Here is a 14,677-nt window from a genome sequence, read left to right as displayed (position 1 = left end):
GCGTATGCAGAATTCAAAAACCAAAATTAATATTAACAAAGCGCACTTCCCAGTCACCGTTCTCGGCCCGGGTCGACGCATCGGCATCTGGCTGCAAGGCTGTTCTATCGGGTGTAAAAACTGCGTCTCGCAAGACACTTGGGACGCCACGCCTAGCCGCCTGATGACGGTGGCGCAATTACTAACATGGTGCAAACAAACCAGCGACGCTCAAGAAATGGATGGCATCACCATTTCCGGTGGCGAACCATTTGACCAGCCTGCCGCATTAAGTGCCTTACTCGACGGCCTGCATCAATGGCGTACCAGCAGTCAGCACGGCTTTGATATTCTCTGTTACAGCGGTTATCCCTTGACTACACTACAAAAAAATCATTCGGCCATTTTAGCCAAACTGGATGCATTAATTCCGGAACCCTATATCGATAACAAACCGCTCACCGACTTATGGCGCGGCTCTTCCAATCAGTCATTGCAATTACTTTCCGCTCGCGCTGAACAAAAGTACGCGCCGTATTTAAACAACAGCGTCGTTGAATCTGGTAAACACATTCAAGCCATGCTTGATGGAAAAAAAGTCTGGTACATCGGCATACCCGCGCGCGGTGATATGGCAGCGTTGGAAGCACTTTGCCAGGAACGCGGCGTAACGTTTGACTCAGCTTCCTGGCGCTCATAGATGGGAACCACTTACCTGCGCCGCTGCCCAAGTTGCGGCACCGAACACCAGCCCGAGATCATGCGCTGCCTATGCGGTACACCGTTGGCGGGCGTTGATTTAATCCGTAAAACCGCATTAGCCGTTGAAGTAAAATCCAACCCGACACCGGTTAAAAACGCTGCCGACACGCTGCTTTGCCCGTTTGCCGATTGCGGCCAACCTAATCCTGCGGGCAGTTTAGTTTGCCTGTATTGTGATAGACCACTCACTAAACCCGCTACTCAACAAACATCTGTACAAGCCGTTACTACGGCCGGTACGATCACCAACCTGATCAACCTGCCCAGCCAACTCAGCAAACGTTACCGCATCACCGAAACCATGCCGGCGCGTGGCGCCGAAGCCGAATTATTACTGGTACAAGCACTGACTGGTGGCGCAATTTTAGTCGCCAAAATTTACCGGCACGGCATTCTTCCCAAGCCAGAAATTCAACAGCGAATTGCCAATATCGCACGTGAACATCGGGTCGACGTATTGGAAGCTGGCGTCTCAGATGGCTATGCGTATGAGTTAATGGAACTCTGCGAAGGTGGCTCGTTGCGCCGCCTACTTGAGCAATATCGCGGTACATATCCAGACCAGCTACCTTCAAACATCGTGCGTCGCATCGTACAAGAACTGGCGATTGCACTGGCTGCGGTACACGCTACCGGTCTGGTACACCGTGATTTAAAACCGGAAAATATTTTAATCCGCAGCGAACAACCGCTTGATCTGGTACTCACCGATTTCGGCATTGCCTCGGTACTGAATGCCACTCAACGTTTTACCGGCGTAGCACGCACCCTGCCCTACGCCGCGCCCGAGAGTTTATCGGGCGTGATTGACGCCAAAGCTGATTATTGGGCGCTCGGCATCATCACACTGGAAGCCGCCACCGGCGTGCATCCGTTTGCCGGTTTGTCGGACGCCGTAATCCTGCATCACCTAACCACCCGCAATATCGCCACCACCGGCATTCAAGATAAGCAAATAAATAAACTGGCTCGCGGCCTATTGCAACGTGACCCAAAACTGCGCTGGGGCGCAAGCGAATTACAGCGCTGGTTGGCCGGTGATACAACGTTGGCAGATCCGCTTAATGAACAACTCGGCTCTAGCTCTAGCCTCGGATCCAACTTCAATCAGCCCTACCACATCGGCGAACAACGCTGCCATCAACCCGAACAACTCGGCGTGGCTCTCGCACAGCACTGGGAACAAGGTGTGGCCGACATCTCGAACGGCCAATTACTGGCCTGGTTTCGCGATGTACAAAAAGACCAAAACACCGTGCGCTTATTGCTAGACATGCGCAGCAACACGATACAATCGGTCGATGTGCAATTACTTAAATTGATCCTGCATCTGGCACCAGGTATACCGCCGATCTGGCACGCGCAAAGCATCGCCTTGCCAGTTATTCTGTCGCAAGCCAATCTGGCATTAAAAGGGGACGCCGCAGCCGCGCATTGGCTGCATGATTTATATCAGTATCGCGTGTTGGACATTTACGCTCAGGCGGGTAATCAAACTGCCGGTGAAGTCAATCAGCGCTGGACCGCCGCAATTGATCAAGTCAATAGCGCCTGGCAAAAAGTTAGCACCATCATCAACGCGTCACATGACTCGGCTCAAGCTCCTAACATTGATAAACTCATGTACGGCAGCGACGCGTTAAGTCGCCCGCCACTGTCCGCCATGCACGCCCGCATTCTGGCGTTTTGCTACGACCAAAACTGGGCCGAACGACTACGGCAACGCGTTTTTGCCGAAATCGGCAATTTAACTGTAAATTGCCCATGGCTAGCCGATCTGGGCGACCCACGCACTATGAGCAGCGCCGACTTGCTCGTCACAGAAAACCTGTTACCCGAAGCCAGACTCGCTGCCGAGCGCCAAATAAAAACCAACCAACGTAAACAAGAACAACAACAATACGATTTCCAGGAACTCAAACAGGAAGTCAGCGACATTCTGACCGAACTACGTCAGCTCACCGACACCCACATGCTAAGCACTGACGAATGCGAACAGCTACAGCGCATCTGCGACAACTACTTCGAGCATATTGCACAAATTCGCTCCTCTGGCCGGGTTGATTCGACTTGGCTGGAGATGAAAAAATCGGTATTACGAAGCGAGCACATCGTTCACCAGCTTATGCAAAAAGTGAATAGCCTGAGCGAACATCGCGCCATTACCGCTGGCTGGGTTAACGGCTCAACCTTGAGCTTTGGTGTTGGATTAGCTGTAATTGCATTATTCGCTATACGATTTTTTAGCCGATCAGTCAGTTTCCTGTTCATCGCCGCTGCCATCGGCATAGCCATCTGGCGCTTCTTACCGGACTATTTACTGATGCGGCAAATTCGCGAACTTGGGCAGCGGCTACCGGCCAAAACTTAAGATTCGATCGCGATTAAAATTTATTCATCGCTCGGTAAAAATGCCCAGCACAGGGCATAGCCAATATTTAAATACTGCTGTGATCTTTGCTGAAAGTTTTAATTAAGCAACTTAAAAATCGTAAGATTGAACTAACGATTCATCACCGCGCACGAATTGTGAATAACGAAAACCGCACAATATAGCCACTCGTATCCGATTGAAGAGTCACTATTTAATAATTGCACAAGGGGGAAAACAATGTTTTGGTTTAACCATCCGCAACCGATAGACCGACGCAAAGCAGTTCCGGAACTCGCAGTAAAACAAACTGGAGTAGCGCCGTTGAGTACGAATATGATTATTGTTAAGCGACCTCCGACAGTTAGTGTCGCCCCTGTTCTACCTACTTCTGATTAAGTCGGATGAAGGTCGCTTGTCGGAACTTTGCAGAGGTACGATAGAGCATCCAAAATCTAATTTTCTTTGGACTGTCTAATAAAACTGTTTGGTCCGTAGAATAACCAAACGCGGTAAGACGTACAAGGTAGGGCGCAATGGGACTCATCTATTGCGCCGCATGTTAGGTGACACAGAGCGGCCCAATGCCCTGCGTTTATTGACGCCCAACCACATATCTTTCATTGCAGTGAACTGAAGCTCCCTATATCAGGCTACTTACTGTGCACCTGCTTCGCATTTAATTTTCTTTAACGAATGGGTGTCAGCTCAATTACTTTCGCAAGTATTAAAATCTGCCCAACGCCAACACCTTCTGTGCACAGGATTTGACATCCGTTCATTTGACGAGGATACTTTTTCCGAGATTATATTGAAAATGTCTGTGACACCATAAAAAATCGTCCAGATCGCACTCTGAATACAGTTTCTATTCAGAGATTCACAAGAAGGAAATCGTATGAAACCGTCAGTCGCGCTAAACATGCATAGGGACTCCATTCGGAAGATTGTCGCGTCCCATCGTGCCATCAATGCACGGGTGTTCGGCTCAGTTGTGCATGGTAATGATACTGATGGCAGTGATTTGGATATTTTGATCGACCCAACCTCAACTACGACACTCATGGATGTGGCTGCGATTCAGGTTGAATTAGAACTCCTGTTAGGTGTGACAGTGGATGTTCTGACACCTAGAGCATTGCCTGACAAATTCCGTGCCACTGTTCTTGTTGAGGCTATGCCAGTATGAGCAAAAATGAACTACGGGTGCCGGATTACCTTGGGCATATCCAACAAGCCATCGAACGTATTCACCGTTACATTGAAGACTTGGATGAAGTTGTGTTTCTCAACAATGAAATGATTCAGGACGCAGTCATACGCAATATTGAGATAGTCGGTGAAGCATCAAATAATATCGTAAAGTTCGCTCCAGATTTCGCGGCGCTACATAGTGAAATTCCTTGGTCAGTAATCTATGCAATGCGCAATCGCGTGGCACATGCCTACCATAAAGTGGATTTGGAACTTGTCTGGAACATGATTCAAAACGACCTTCCCGTGTTGCATCAACAAATCGTAACGCTGTTGAATAATTTGGATCACCCTCATCACTAACCGTGAATTGATGCGCAAGAAATAAGGAATATTTACCGATTTAACGCGATAAGACGCACAAGGCTGGACGCAATGGGACTCATCTATTCGCCACATATTAGGTGACATAGAACGGTGCAATACGCTGCGCGTATTGATCCCCTATCTCATATCTTTCATTGAAATTAATTGAAGCTTCCTATATCAAACTAATAATTTGATCGATGAAAAACGTAACTTCAATACTTAATAGAAAAATCCATACTATGTCAGCGGTACGAATAAAACTTTGCAGCTTTTTTCTAACCTTGGTTATGTTTATCTTGTCGTCAGGGGCTTTAGCTACTCCCGTAACCGAAAATGGTCTTCGACTAGCAACGCAAATTGATAATCTTCACGTCGAGCAGCACTGGCCTGCCGGCGTGCATGTCAATTGGGAGAGTGGCGAGCCAGACGGACGTCATGTTGGTACATCTGGCAAACATACCCATTGCAGCGCCTTTGTTGCTTCTGCCGCCAAGTCGTTAGGTATTTATATTCTGCGCCCGCCAGAACATAGCCCGATTTTATTAGCCAATGCCCAATTTGATTGGCTGGCAGCGGGTGAAACGAGCACGCAAGGCTGGCGCTTAGCAGAATCTGGAATAGAGGCGCAAGCACTCGCAAATCAAGGTAACTTGGTTGTTGCGGTATACAAAAACCGCAAGAACGACAAACCCGGCCATATTGCCATCGTGAGACCCGATACGAAGAGTGATGCGGAGATAATGCAAGATGGGCCTCAGATCACGCAAGCCGGACTGAAAAACTTTCAAAGTACCAGCCTTAAAGTAGGATTTGCAGGACATCCAGGTGCGTTTATCAACAACAAGGTGCGTTACTACGCACATCAAGTTTCATTTGCGCCATAGCTGACTGCTTTAAATATGTTTGGAACCGGTCAAGGTGTTTTGGTGAAGAATCGGGATCGGTACAAAGACGGTGCGACCATCTGGATAAATATGGTGTGCCAGCCAAGGGCAAGGAACTCAACCAGACGATTGGAAAAATACGAATTCTAAAAATCATCATTACGACAACCTTCGTCGCTGCTCATGCTGGCGCGTTCGTTTAATCCAAGATTACTTTTTATGATTGTGGTCGTTGTCGTTTCTTTTAGGGTTGCCGCTGGAGTGCTTAATTTATTAGGAGTTTAATTTATCATGTCGATCATAACTGACCGTTTAACCTTCATGGGACTGACTTTGCCTCCGCCTGTGCAAGCACCTGCCGGGGTCATCATTCCATTTCAATTTGTGCATGTTGTCGGACAACGTGTTTTCATTTCTGGACATGGTCCACAGCAAAGTGACGGCGCTATTGCCCAACCGCTGGGTAAAGTTGGCGGTGAACTGACTTTAGAACAAGGGTATATGGCTGCACGGCTCACGGCATTATCGATTCTGGGCAGCCTGCACCGTAAGTTAGGCAATCTTGACCGTATTGCGGCGTTTACCCGGGTCTTCGGTATGGTGAATTCCGCTCCTGGATTTTGCCAGCAACCTAGTGTTATAAATGGATTTTCAGATCTGATACTGGAGTTGTTTGGTTCAGAAATCGGCGCGCACAGTCGTAGCGCTGTTGGCATGGCTGAACTGCCATTTAATATTCCGGTTGAAATTGAAGCTGAAGTGCTGCTGTACCCGGATTAAGTTGAAGTTGATTGTTTAACATAAGGCGCAATCCTGTTGCGCCTTATGCCTTACTTCATTAGCTCACGTCAAAATTCAAGTTGCCCACCCAAATTCAGATTAGATTAGCTTAGCTTAGTTTAAGCGGACCAGATCCGGTCCGCTGCGTTCATAAAATTACTACCGAGGATTTTTTCAATTCTGCCTGAGCTATGTCCGCGTTTTGCCAGCATATCTGCCAGCTCCATGAATTTATTGGTACCGGAAAGATCAGATAAAAACGGGACAATATCGGCGCGTTCACCTGTGGCGGCTATGCCGGTAGCATGACGATGATCCACTTCGTTTTTTAATTCAGTCATGTAGCCCTGCATATCGTCAATTTTGGTCACTGAGCCATCCGTGCCTATACCTACATGATCTTCACCGCACACATTGACGGCATGTTCAATATGCGCGATTAAATCTTCGGATGTGAATTGACGGCCAATGGCTAAGAATGGCATGAAATAAATACCCACAAAACCACCGCTTTCGGCGACTAAACGAAGCTCACGATCTGTTTTGTTGCGCGGCAAATTGGTCAGTGCCCGGCAGCCGGTATGAGAAATAATGGTAGGCTGACTCGAAGCGGCGATAGCATCCAGACAGGTTTGCTCACCGCTATGGCTTAAGTCGACCAACACATGATGACGATTTAATTCATGCACAACTTTGCGGCCAAATTCGGTTAAACCCTGGTTTTCCGGCATCATCGAGCCATCACCCAGTGAGTTGCGAGTATTGTAGGTAAGTTGAATGAAGCGCACGCCAAGATTGGCGAAAATTTCAACACGGTGTTCGTTATCGCCCATCATGACGGCATTTTGAAAGCCGTAAATCACGCCCACTTGTTTATTGGTATGAGCCGCTTGGATGTCCTTAACGGTCCACACTTTTCTGAGCGATTCTGGCGTGCGCCGGATTAAGGCATCCCAAGCAGCAATTTGCCGTACAGTCTGTTCAAAAGGATCTTCCTTCCCGAAAACATAACCCATGGTCATGTTAATAGCCGTCAATCCTGAGGCCAGTGCTTCGTTGATGGAGCGTTGATCTATGCCCATCGTAAATTCATCTTTCTGCTGAGCGGGCGTCAGATTAAGGTTGGTAATGGAACCTGATGTATCAATAATGATGGGTTGCTCTTTCATTGCATTCGTCTCAAGTGGTAATGTATTTTCAGAAGAAGCCGGAAGACTCAATGGTGCTTGGTAAAAGAGGCTCCGGCGGTGTGCATAAATTGACGTTTGGTGGTCGTTCGCGTTAATCATCCTGTTCTGGAATGGGTTGATGCTGATAATCTTTTCTGTCAAAGCGAATTCCTCGTTTTACCGTAAATTCTATGGAACGCAAGTGAGCAATATCCTGGGTCGGATCTTCTTTGGTAAAGACCAGATTGGCAAACTTTCCAGTTTCAATGCTGCCGATTTCCTTCTCTTTGCCCAGTGCTTTTGCGGCATTTTCAGTTGCGGACAAAATGGCTTCGCGGGCTGATAATCCGGCATATTTCACCAGATATTCCAATTCGCGATTTAGGGCTGGAAATGCGTCATCTGCTGAGGCGTTCGAATCGGTACCGGCAACAATCGGTATTCCGGCTACCAACATAGCATGGGTAATTTCACCGGCAAGTTCAATCGAACAATGGAGATGTTTAGTTTTTCCGTCCGCTGTCACTTTAGCCTGAGAAGGAAGTTCATAAACGCTCAACGTCGCATCCATGATGGTTCCTGATTTTTTGAGCGCGCTGATATATTTTTTGATTTCCGCATTGTTGGCTGACATGTCGTCATAGGACGGTTCATTCTGGTGGCCGTATTTGGCTTTACCCGGTTGGGCTGCATATCTGGCAATCATGCAAACATGCGAAACGCTGGTTGCGCCCAATGAATCATAAGGTGTGGCAGGGTAGACTTGCAGATGTGTCCAGACTGGAAAATGCTGATGATTGGCTTCTTTGACGAGACGTTGAACCAGCGGCCCCGGCAGATTGGCATAGATTTTTAACCCGGTGGCACCGGTGCCGCGCGCCTGCGACAAGGTCATCGCCATATTGGTTTTGTCAGTCACCGCATACATCCAGGGCGCCGTGCCAGGCGGCATACCTAATGCGGAAGTAACGGTACGCGGGTCATTAAAAAAACTAGGGCCGGCAACCAGCGATGCATAATAAATATCGGGAGCAGGAATTTCGTTAATCAACGAAGCCCGGGACATATCACCCAAAAAGCGCGCATCGCCCGCCATGTCGCGTACACCGGTGATGCCAGCATAGACATCGCGCTTTAATTGTGCCTGTGCAAAAGACAGGTTTGGGTGTGTTCCATAATGGACGTGGGAATCAATTAATCCAGGCAAGACGAATAAGTGATGTACATCGACAATTTCGGTCTCTGTCAGTGATGCCGAATTAACCTGGGCTGCGGGAATAATGGCTTCAATCCGTTCACCATTAACAACGATAGCCATGTCGGATTTGGATTCGTTTCCGGTAATGACAGTGGCACCAAGATAGATTACTTTGCCTGTTGCTTTTCCGGCGAGTTTGGCAGTCACCAGCTCTTCTTTGCTCAAGCCTGATGTTGTTGTTTCTGCGGCATACGTTGTTTGAATCAGGCAAAGCAGACTAATCATTACGGCTAATTTTCTTGTTTTATACGCCATGTTGCTCACCTAATTCGTTGGTTATGAGGAATTTAATCTAACATCATTAGTTTAAGTGTAAAAGATAATTTTGATTCGACACATAAAAATGTATGCCAGTCTCAAAATTCAGTCGATTGGTTTAATCAACCTATGAATAGATGGGATACAAGCAAACACAACTCAATTCAAGAACTTGAATTGGCCTAATGCTTCCTATATCAGACTGCTTACCGCGCTCCTGCTTCGCATTTAATTTTCTTTAGCGAATGGGTGTCAGCCCAATTACTTCTCCCATTATTAAAACCTTCCCAACGCCATCCCAGGCTGCGCACAGAATTTGACATCCGTTCATTTGGCGAGGATACTTTTGCCGAATTCGTTTAATTCGGGATTAGAAAAATTGGTGCTCGCGGCAATCCCGCAAGCGTCAATTTGATTTAAAGAGGTGGCACACTCTACTGTGTGCCGCACCATAGTACTCACAAAACGCATGACATAATCAAGCGAGGAGTAGTTCAATGACCCAACGCAATCCCCTGCATCTGCATGTGCCGGAACCAACCGGACGTCCAGGACAGGTAACCGATTTTTCCTATTTGCACCTCTCCCCTGCCGGTGCAATCCGCCGCCCCCCCATTGATGTTTTAGCTGTCGACACCAGTGACCTTACCTTTGCCTTAATTCGCGTACTGGACGAAGCAGGTAATGCCGTCGGCCCCTGGGCACCGGATCTAGATCCGCAAACGGTGCGTGCGGGAATGCGGGCAATGATGAAAACCCGCATCTTCGATGCACGCATGCTGATCGCTCAGCGGCAAAAGAAGATGTCGTTCTACATGCAAAGTCTGGGCGAAGAGGCAATCGGCACTGCCCACGCGATGGCGTTGCAAGATGGCGACATGTGTTTTCCGACCTATCGCCAGCAAAGCTTATTGTTGGTGCGCGACGTGTCGATGGTGGATATGATCTGCCAATTATTTTCAAATGAACGCGACCCACTCAAGGGGCGTCAATTACCGGTCATGTATTCAGTACGTGAAGCCGGTTTTTTTTCGATCTCCGGCAACCTCGCGACACAGTTTATCCAGGCGGTAGGTTGGGGTATGGCTTCGGCCATCAAGGGCGATACCAAAATTGCCTCGGCCTGGATCGGTGACGGCGCCACGGCCGAAGCCGATTTCGATACCGGTCTGACCTTTGCGCATGTGTATCGCGCGCCGGTGATACTCAACGTGGTCAACAATCAATGGGCTATTTCAACTTTCCAAGCCATTGCCGGTGGTGAAAACACCACCTTCGCGGCGCGTGGCGTCGGCTGCGGTATCGCTTCGCTGCGGGTAGATGGCAATGACTTCCTCGCTGTGTATGCAGCGTCAAAATGGGCGGCCGACCGGGCGCGCAGCAATCTTGGCCCGACGCTCATCGAATGGGTTACTTACCGCGCGGGCCCGCATTCAACTTCGGATGATCCCAGCAAATATCGCCCCGCAGACGACTGGGCTTGCTTCCCGCTGGGTGATCCGATTGAACGACTGAAGAAACACTTAATCGGAATTGGTGCATGGTCCGAACAGGAGCATGAAGCAACCCAGAAAGAACTGGAAGCGGAAATCATTGCGGCACAAAAAGAAGCTGAACAATACGGCACCTTGAGTAACGGTTATGCACCAAGTGCGGCGGCGATGTTTGACGATGTCTACAAAGACTTGCCGGAACATTTACGTTTGCAGCGCCAACAACTGGGAATCTGATTATGGAAGAAGTTATGGACAAAGCGATGGACCAAAAAACGAGCCAAAAGACGAAGCCGATGACGATGACGATGATCCAGGCCTTGCGTTCGGCAATGGATGTGATGCTGGAGCGTGATAATAATGTGGTGGTATTTGGGCAGGATGTCGGTTATTTCGGTGGCGTATTTCGCTGCACCGAGGGCTTGCAACAGAAATACGGTACTTCACGAGTATTTGATACGCCGATTTCCGAAGGCGGGATAGTCGGGGTCGCCATCGGCATGGGCGCCTATGGTTTGCGCCCAGTGGTTGAGATTCAATTTGCCGATTATTTTTACCCGGCTTGTGATCAGATCGTGTCTGAAGCAGCGCGTTTGCGGTACCGCTCGGCCGGGCAGTTCATTGCACCGTTGACGATACGGATGCCTTGCGGCGGCGGTATATACGGTGGCCAGACTCATAGCCAAAGCCCGGAAGCGATGTTTACCCACGTGTGCGGATTACGCACTGTAATGCCGTCCAACCCGTACGACGCAAAGGGGTTGCTGATCTCGTGCATAGAAAATGATGACCCGGTGATTTTCCTTGAACCTAAACGTCTCTATAACGGCCCCTTTGACGGTCATCATGACAAGCCCGTAGTGCCGTGGTCCAAACATCCACTGGGCGAAGTTCCGGAAGGTTATTACACTGTGCCGCTGGACAGCGCGTCGATATTTCGTGCAGGTTCCGACCTGACCGTGCTGGCTTATGGAACCATGGTGTTTGTGTCGGAAGCCGCAGCTAAAGAAAGTGGCGTTGACGCCGAAATCATTGATTTACGCAGTATTTGGCCACTCGATTTGGCCACCATCGTAGCTTCGGTCAAAAAAACCGGACGCTGTGTAATTGTCCATGAAGCCACCCATACCAGCGGCTTTGGCGCGGAATTATCAGCTTTGGTGCAGGAGCATTGCTTCTATCATCTTGAAGCGCCGATAGAACGCGTGACCGGTTGGGACACGCCTTACCCGCATGCGCAGGAATGGGCTTATTTCCCAGGACCCGGGCGCATCGCCGCGGCATTCAAACGTACGATGGAGGCATAAAATTATGGGCATACATGTCATCAAGATGCCGGATATCGGCGAAGGCATTGCAGAAGTAGAAGTAGTGGTTTGGCGTGTGCAGCCGGGCGACGTTGTTGTTGAAGACCAAATTCTGGCCGATGTAATGACTGACAAGGCGACGATAGAAATTCCATCATCGGTAGCAGGCACAGTATTGACTCTGGGCGGCAAAGCCGGAGAATTCATGGCGGTCGGCGCCGAGTTAATACGCATAGAGATCGAAGGAAAAGGTAATGTCCGTGAGAATGCTCCGGCATTGCCCGCGGCAGTAGCGGTCGCAGAAAAGGTAGAAAAAACCGCTGCCGCCCCGCTTGCAGCAGTTGCGCCGATGGCAGCGGCAGCAAGTCAGCCCGCTCCGGCTAACAAACCCGGCAAGGTACAGTCAATCTCCGTGGCACGTCCTGCTGGTGAAAAGCCGATCGCTTCACCGGCCGTGCGGCGACGTGCTTGGGATCTTGGCGTCGAATTACAATTCGTGCATGGCAGTGCTGCGGGCGGTCGCATCCAGCAACAAGACCTTGATGACTTTGTCGCACGCGGCCCACAACAGGCCGCGGGTAGTGTCGGTGCTCGTTACCATCAACTCCACACAGAAGAAGCCGTACCGGTCATCGGGTTACGCCGCAAGATTGCGCAAAAAATGCAGGATGCGAAACGCCGCATTCCGCATTTCACTTATGTCGAAGAGATCGACATGACTGAGCTGGAGGCATTGCGCGTCAATCTCAATAATAAATGGGGCAAAGAGCGCGGTCGCCTGACCATACTGCCCTTCCTGATGCGTGCGATGGTGTTGGCCTTGCGCGACTTCCCTCAAATTAATGCTCGCTTTGACGACGAAGCTGGCATCGTCACACGTTTTGGTGCGGTGCATATCGGCATTGCCACGCAAACCGATAACGGCCTGATCGTCCCGGTAGTACGCCATGCGGAGTCACTGGATTTTTGGGCCAGCGCAGCAGAAGTAACGCGTCAGGCTGAAGGGGCTCGTAGTGGAAAAGCTGCGCGTGAAGACCTGTCCGGTTCGACCATTACGTTAACCAGTCTGGGTACGTTGGGCGGTATCGTTTCCACGCCCGTAATCAACCACCCCGAAGTGGCCATCGTCGGGGTCAACCGTATGGTGCTACGGCCGGTGATACGCGGCGGTGCGGTCGTGGCGCGGCAGATGATGAACTTGTCGTCGTCATTCGATCATCGGGTAATCGATGGTATGCATGCGGCTGAATTTATTCAGGCAATACGCGGTTTCCTCGAATGCCCGGCCATGCTGTTTACGGAGTAACCCATGCATACACAGACAACAACACTGCTGATTATTGGTGGCGGCCCCGGCGGTTATGTCGCCGCAATTCGCGCTGCGCAATTGGGCATAGCAACAACCTTGGTCGAAGCTGCAGAGCTGGGCGGCACCTGCCTGAATATCGGCTGTATTCCTTCAAAGGCCATGATTCACGCCGCCGAGGAGTTTGCCAAAGCTTGTGAGTATGCAGGTACTTCGCCGTTGGGTATTCATGTGCAGGCGCCACGCATCGAAGTCAGTCAGACCGTGCTTTGGAAAAATGGCATCGTCGGCAAATTAACGGGCGGCGTCGGTGCTTTACTCAAAAAACATAATGTCACCGTGATTAAAGGCTGGGCCAAAATCGTCGACGGTAAGACCGTAGATGTTACGCAGAAAGAAGGCGACGCAAAGGGCGATGCAACTACTACGTTACGCATCAGCTGTCGTCATTTATTGCTCGCTACTGGATCATTGCCGGTCGCGTTGCCCACTATGCCGTTTGGCGGGCGCGTCATCAGTTCAACCGAGGCCTTGTCGCCAACGTCTCTGCCCAAAAAACTTGTTGTGGTCGGCGCCGGTTATATCGGCCTGGAGTTGGGCACCGCTTATCGCAAAATGGGCGTCGAAGTCAGCGTGGTCGAGTCACTCGACCGTGTGCTGCCCGCTTACGACACCGAACTAACCAGACCAGTTGGCGCTTCGTTAAAACGGCTTGGCATCAATCTGCATCTCGGTTGTACCGTGCAAGGTTTGAACGCTGCTGGAGATGCAGTCCGGATCCGCAACGGTGAAGGCATTGAAAGCGAACTGCCAGCCGACCAAGTACTAGTCGCCGTAGGACGCAGACCCAACACTGCTGGTTGGAACATGGAAAGCTTAATGCTGGATATGAATGGCCGCTCGGTTAGCATCAACGATCAATGCCGCACTTCCATGCTTGATGTGTGGGCAATCGGCGACTTGACGGGTGAGCCGATGCTGGCGCATCGCGCCATGGCGCAAGGCGAAATGGTGGCCGAAATCATCGCCGGAAAACGACGCCATTTTCAGCCAGCCGCAATGCCTGCCGTTTGCTTCACCGATCCAGAAGTAGTGGTGGTAGGTAAAACACCAAACGATGCGCAGCAGGCGGGATTGGACTGCATCAATGCCACATTCCCGTTCGCGGCCAATGGCCGCGCCATGACGATAGAGTCGAACGATGGCTTTGTACGGGTGGTGGCACGCCGCGATAATCATTTAATCGTCGGCTGGCAGGCAGTGGGGCGTGGCGTCTCCGAGCTGAGTGCGGCTTTCAGTCAGTCTATTGAAATGGGGGCAGCACTAGAGGACATTGCCGGCACTATTCACGCACATCCGACATTAGGTGAGGCAGTTCAAGAGGCAGCGCTACGGGCAATGGGGCATGCACTGCATATCTGAACATGGGATTTAATTAAAAGCGTAGGGTGGGCACGGGTTCATCGTGCCCACGCGTTACCGCTGATGAACAACGAAAATTATTCGAGGTATTATTTATCGAAGGTAACGCGTGGGCAAAGTTGCCC

At 50.1% G+C, this 14,677-nt stretch carries 12 protein-coding genes; 10 read left to right on the top strand and 2 right to left on the bottom strand.

What is annotated here, in order from left to right:
• Nucleotides 1-4 precede the first annotated feature (4 nt).
• The 6 genes from S2091_RS11510 to S2091_RS11485 all read left to right on the top strand — a co-directional run bounded on the left by S2091_RS11510 (nt 5) and on the right by S2091_RS11485 (nt 6,339).
• A complete protein-coding gene (locus S2091_RS11510; protein WP_105531969.1) occupies nt 5-679 on the top strand; it encodes a 4Fe-4S single cluster domain-containing protein in 675 nt (224 codons plus the stop codon).
• Nucleotides 680-3,112, top strand: a complete 2,433-nt coding sequence (locus tag S2091_RS11505; RefSeq protein ID WP_105531968.1) for a serine/threonine-protein kinase — start codon at nt 680-682, stop codon at nt 3,110-3,112.
• 898 nt (nt 3,113-4,010) lie between these two features.
• Nucleotides 4,011-4,301 (top strand): nucleotidyltransferase family protein, encoded by a 291-nt coding sequence (locus S2091_RS11500; protein ID WP_105531967.1) that lies wholly within the window; start codon nt 4,011-4,013, stop codon nt 4,299-4,301.
• The gene (locus tag S2091_RS11495) at nt 4,298-4,669 is read left to right on the top strand and encodes a HepT-like ribonuclease domain-containing protein (RefSeq protein WP_105531966.1); all 372 of its coding nucleotides are present in this window, start codon (nt 4,298-4,300) and stop codon (nt 4,667-4,669) included. Before S2091_RS11500 ends, S2091_RS11495 begins: the two co-directional genes overlap by 4 nt.
• A gap of 287 nt (nt 4,670-4,956) precedes the next feature.
• A complete protein-coding gene (locus S2091_RS11490; protein ID WP_165794977.1) occupies nt 4,957-5,559 on the top strand; it encodes a hypothetical protein in 603 nt (200 codons plus the stop codon).
• Between the two features lie 291 nt (nt 5,560-5,850).
• Nucleotides 5,851-6,339: a RidA family protein gene (locus S2091_RS11485; RefSeq protein ID WP_105531964.1), complete on the top strand. Its 489-nt coding sequence runs from the start codon at nt 5,851-5,853 to the stop codon at nt 6,337-6,339.
• 119 nt (nt 6,340-6,458) lie between these two features.
• Here the strand turns inward: S2091_RS11485 and S2091_RS11480 are convergent, their stop codons facing one another.
• Both S2091_RS11480 and S2091_RS11475 read right to left on the bottom strand, forming a co-directional pair.
• A complete protein-coding gene (locus tag S2091_RS11480; protein WP_105532171.1) occupies nt 6,459-7,508 on the bottom strand; it encodes a dipeptidase in 1,050 nt (349 codons plus the stop codon).
• A 112-nt stretch (nt 7,509-7,620) separates the two neighbouring features.
• Nucleotides 7,621-9,021, bottom strand: a complete 1,401-nt coding sequence (locus tag S2091_RS11475) for an amidohydrolase family protein (RefSeq protein ID WP_105531963.1) — start codon at nt 9,019-9,021, stop codon at nt 7,621-7,623.
• Between the two features lie 500 nt (nt 9,022-9,521).
• Here S2091_RS11475 and S2091_RS11470 point away from each other — a divergent pair, with 500 nt between their 5' ends.
• Genes S2091_RS11470 through lpdA form a run of 4 tightly spaced genes read left to right on the top strand, consistent with a single transcriptional unit; the run spans nt 9,522 to nt 14,552 of the window.
• Nucleotides 9,522-10,754 (top strand): 3-methyl-2-oxobutanoate dehydrogenase (2-methylpropanoyl-transferring) subunit alpha, encoded by a 1,233-nt coding sequence (locus tag S2091_RS11470; protein WP_105531962.1) that lies wholly within the window; start codon nt 9,522-9,524, stop codon nt 10,752-10,754.
• A gap of 26 nt (nt 10,755-10,780) precedes the next feature.
• Entirely contained in the window at nt 10,781-11,824 is a 1,044-nt protein-coding gene (locus tag S2091_RS11465) for an alpha-ketoacid dehydrogenase subunit beta (RefSeq protein WP_105532169.1), read from the top strand.
• A gap of 4 nt (nt 11,825-11,828) precedes the next feature.
• A complete protein-coding gene (locus S2091_RS11460; protein WP_105531961.1) occupies nt 11,829-13,130 on the top strand; it encodes a dihydrolipoamide acetyltransferase family protein in 1,302 nt (433 codons plus the stop codon).
• A 3-nt stretch (nt 13,131-13,133) separates the two neighbouring features.
• A complete protein-coding gene (lpdA, locus tag S2091_RS11455; protein ID WP_105531960.1) occupies nt 13,134-14,552 on the top strand; it encodes a dihydrolipoyl dehydrogenase in 1,419 nt (472 codons plus the stop codon).
• The last annotated feature ends 125 nt before the right edge of the window (nt 14,553-14,677 follow it).

It is taken from the genome of Solimicrobium silvestre (assembly GCF_002976435.1).
GTDB lineage: Bacteria > Pseudomonadota > Gammaproteobacteria > Burkholderiales > Burkholderiaceae_D > Solimicrobium > Solimicrobium silvestre.
Note: the sequence above shows the minus strand (reverse complement) of the source record. Positions and strands in the feature narration are given on the sequence as shown.

Bases quoted from the DNA above. Each gene is read 5' to 3' on its own strand.
- S2091_RS11510 (WP_105531969.1), top strand. From the start codon at position 5: ATGCAGAATTCAAAAACCAAAATTAATATTAACAAAGCGCACTTCCCA.
- S2091_RS11505 (WP_105531968.1), top strand. From the start codon at position 680: ATGGGAACCACTTACCTGCGCCGCTGCCCAAGTTGCGGCACCGAACAC.
- S2091_RS11500 (WP_105531967.1), top strand. From the start codon at position 4,011: ATGAAACCGTCAGTCGCGCTAAACATGCATAGGGACTCCATTCGGAAG.
- S2091_RS11495 (WP_105531966.1), top strand. From the start codon at position 4,298: ATGAGCAAAAATGAACTACGGGTGCCGGATTACCTTGGGCATATCCAA.
- S2091_RS11485 (WP_105531964.1), top strand. From the start codon at position 5,851: ATGTCGATCATAACTGACCGTTTAACCTTCATGGGACTGACTTTGCCT.
- S2091_RS11480 (WP_105532171.1), bottom strand. From the start codon at position 7,508: ATGAAAGAGCAACCCATCATTATTGATACATCAGGTTCCATTACCAAC.
- S2091_RS11475 (WP_105531963.1), bottom strand. From the start codon at position 9,021: ATGGCGTATAAAACAAGAAAATTAGCCGTAATGATTAGTCTGCTTTGC.
- S2091_RS11470 (WP_105531962.1), top strand. From the start codon at position 9,522: ATGACCCAACGCAATCCCCTGCATCTGCATGTGCCGGAACCAACCGGA.
- S2091_RS11465 (WP_105532169.1), top strand. From the start codon at position 10,781: ATGGACCAAAAAACGAGCCAAAAGACGAAGCCGATGACGATGACGATG.
- S2091_RS11460 (WP_105531961.1), top strand. From the start codon at position 11,829: ATGGGCATACATGTCATCAAGATGCCGGATATCGGCGAAGGCATTGCA.
- lpdA (WP_105531960.1), top strand. From the start codon at position 13,134: ATGCATACACAGACAACAACACTGCTGATTATTGGTGGCGGCCCCGGC.